A 1,866-nucleotide genomic window follows, 5' to 3' on the forward strand; every position below is an offset into this window, starting at 1 on the left:
GGTTACGCCCGGGGCGGCGTGAAGATGCGGTCCAGATGGTGGCGCAGCACCCCCGCGGCCGATTCCACCGGCCGCTGACCCACCAGAACGCTGGTGCCCATGCCGGCCGCCATGGCGAGCAGGCTGACGGCCTCGGTGCGCGCGTCCACGCCGGGATCGGCGAGACCGTCCTCCTGCGCCTGCCGCAACAGTCCGGTCAGGGCGTCCTCGGCGGCGTCCGGGCTGTCGATGAACGGCTGGGCCGCCAACACCTCGTCGGTCACGGAGAGGATCGCGTAGGAGCTGTAGAGGAGGTGAAAGGTCCGGCTCTCCTCGTCGGTCGGGAGGGAGGTCAGGAGCAGTGCCTCGGCGGTCGCGCGCGGCCCCGGGTTCTCGCCGGTGGCCCGCAGCCGGTCGCCCACGCGTGCGGTGAACCGGTCGGTCAGGTGGCGGAGCCCGTAGAGCAGCAGTTTCTCCTTGGTCCCGAAGTAGTACTGCACCAGCCGCAGCGATACGCCGGCCTCGGCCGCCACGTCCCGCATGCCGACCGCGTGCAGCCCGCGCCTCCCGGCGACCCGGACGAGCGCCTCGGCGATCTGCCCCCGCCGTTCTTCGTGGTCCACGCGTTTCGGCATGCTCTCGTGTCTCCACCCGTCGGTCGTGCCCGCACCGTCCGGCTGCTCGGCCGCTCATCTGCTCGCCTGGCCGGACGCCTTCATGGTACCGCCGTATTATCTCGGGGGCCGACCACCCGGAGCCGGCCGACGCCTGGACGCCGGACCTCATGAACGCCATGAACGCCATGAACGCCATGAACGCCACGAACACCATGAACGTCGTGAATGTCGACACCGCTGCCTGTACCGGCGTCGGCAGCGGCGCCGCCCCGCCTACTGCGGCGGATTGAGCTTGCGGAAGTACGTCCAGCTGGTCTCGTTCGGCTCGCTCCACTTCTCCGGGGCCCGGGCGAACTCCGGGTGGTGGCCGGCGATGTAGGCGCGGGTCCGCTCGGGGACCTCGGCGTACGAGCCGAGCTTGCGGCCCCGGCAGTGGAAGGTGAGGCCACCGGGCCGCTGCCCGCGGGCCATCCACGGGAGCCACGGCGACATCCGGGACCACGACATGGTCGCCGGGACACCGGGGGCCGGACCGGCCAGGTCGGCCCGGTCGGCGAAGAACTGGAAGAGCTCCAGGGCCTTGTACGTGTCACCCGCCGAGTGGACCGGGTACTGCGCCACCGGCAGCGGCGAGGGATAGGCGAGCGGGATCTCCAGGCTGAAGCAGAGCTGTCCGCCGAGCTCGGTCGTCGGGATCGGGAAGGGGCGCCACTTCTGGTTCGCCGGGTCGTTCCAGACGTGCACCACCGGCAGGTCCTGCCAGGTCTCCAGGATCTCGCGGGTGGCCGGGTCCAGGTAGAAGGCGGCCTCGCGGGTGAGCAGCCGGTAGGCGTCGGGTCCGGCTTCGGCGTCCTGGACCAGGCGGGCGACGTTGAGCCCTTCGAAGCCGAAGACGCGCTGGTAGGGCTCGTCGGGCGCCCAGGAATACACGTCCCCGGACCACCAGTACGTGACCTCCTCGCCGTCGAGCGATGCGCGGGTGCGGGCGAAGGAGCGGAGCAGCTCTGCGGGTGTCGTCATACGGACCACTCTGCGCGACCTCCGCCCCGGCCGGACGGGAAACGCCCTGAGCCGGAGCAAAAGCGGCTGGAAGAAGCCGCCTCACCGAAATCCGCGTGATCGGGAATTGACAAGAAGCCCCGAACAAAAGACAAATGACGAATAGTCACCTCCGATAGTCTGGTCATTCTTGATCAGACCACTGCCTCTGGAGGTTGCACGGTGTCCGAACCCGGCGGTGCGGGCCCCTTGCCCGGCGCTGTTCCCCCGC

The 1,866-nt window shown here is 70.1% G+C and carries 3 protein-coding genes; 1 reads left to right on the top strand and 2 read right to left on the bottom strand.

Translation table 11 applies throughout. The features are described 5' to 3' along the window. Positions 1–2: 2 nt before the first annotated feature. Positions 3–614, bottom strand: coding sequence for a TetR/AcrR family transcriptional regulator (locus AADR41_RS41960; protein WP_342287718.1), 612 nt, complete (start codon positions 612–614; stop codon positions 3–5). A gap of 149 nt (positions 615–763) precedes the next feature. Between AADR41_RS41960 and AADR41_RS41965 the strand changes: the two genes are divergently transcribed. Further along, positions 764–886, top strand: a complete 123-nt coding sequence (locus tag AADR41_RS41965) for a hypothetical protein (protein WP_342287720.1) — start codon at positions 764–766, stop codon at positions 884–886. Here the strand turns inward: AADR41_RS41965 and AADR41_RS41970 are convergent. After that, the gene (locus tag AADR41_RS41970; RefSeq protein WP_342287721.1) at positions 870–1,616 is read right to left on the bottom strand and encodes a DUF1838 family protein; all 747 of its coding nucleotides are present in this window, start codon (positions 1,614–1,616) and stop codon (positions 870–872) included. The genes AADR41_RS41965 and AADR41_RS41970 overlap by 17 nt on opposite strands. Between the last annotated feature and the right edge of the window lie 250 nt (positions 1,617–1,866).

Source organism: Streptomyces sp. CLV115 (genome assembly GCF_038448545.1).
GTDB classification, from domain to species: Bacteria; Actinomycetota; Actinomycetes; order Streptomycetales; family Streptomycetaceae; genus Streptomyces; species Streptomyces sanglieri.

Excerpts from the sequence above, each read along its gene's own strand:
- AADR41_RS41965 (WP_342287720.1), top strand. The coding sequence starts at position 764 with ATGAACGCCATGAACGCCATGAACGCCATGAACGCCACGAACACCATG.
- AADR41_RS41960 (WP_342287718.1), bottom strand. The coding sequence starts at position 614 with ATGCCGAAACGCGTGGACCACGAAGAACGGCGGGGGCAGATCGCCGAG.
- AADR41_RS41970 (WP_342287721.1), bottom strand. The coding sequence starts at position 1,616 with ATGACGACACCCGCAGAGCTGCTCCGCTCCTTCGCCCGCACCCGCGCA.